General features: G+C 44.2%; 1 protein-coding gene. It reads right to left on the bottom strand.

What is annotated here, in order from left to right; genetic code table 11:
• Window positions 1-48: 48 nt before the first annotated feature.
• Window positions 49-258 (bottom strand): DUF3299 domain-containing protein (locus AB4585_RS23250; protein WP_372171149.1); only part of this gene is annotated, 210 nt, incomplete at its 5' end.

The raw sequence follows: 258 nt of genomic DNA, 5'->3' as shown, positions 1-258 counted from the left end.
GAGGCAATATTTGAAAGAACTCACAAGCACTAAGTTGTGAGCTCTTAGTTATTCATAATCCTTTACTAGTGTCGCATTAAGGCTATATCCCATGGTGATATTGCTGGTGCCATCAACGATGTAAACATCTTCCGATTTAAGCTCCGAAGAAATCGTGCCCTCAACCCAAACAGGGTATTGAACCGTTTTCATTGGATAGCCTTTGGGAAATGATACGCGGACTATTTGGTTGGCGGGTGGGGGAGGCATGTGGATGCA

Origin of the sequence: Vibrio sp. 10N.222.49.C9 (assembly GCF_041474985.1) — a bacterium.
GTDB classification, from domain to species: domain Bacteria; phylum Pseudomonadota; class Gammaproteobacteria; order Enterobacterales; family Vibrionaceae; genus Vibrio; species Vibrio crassostreae_C.
Note: the sequence above shows the minus strand (reverse complement) of the source record. Positions and strands in the feature narration are given on the sequence as shown.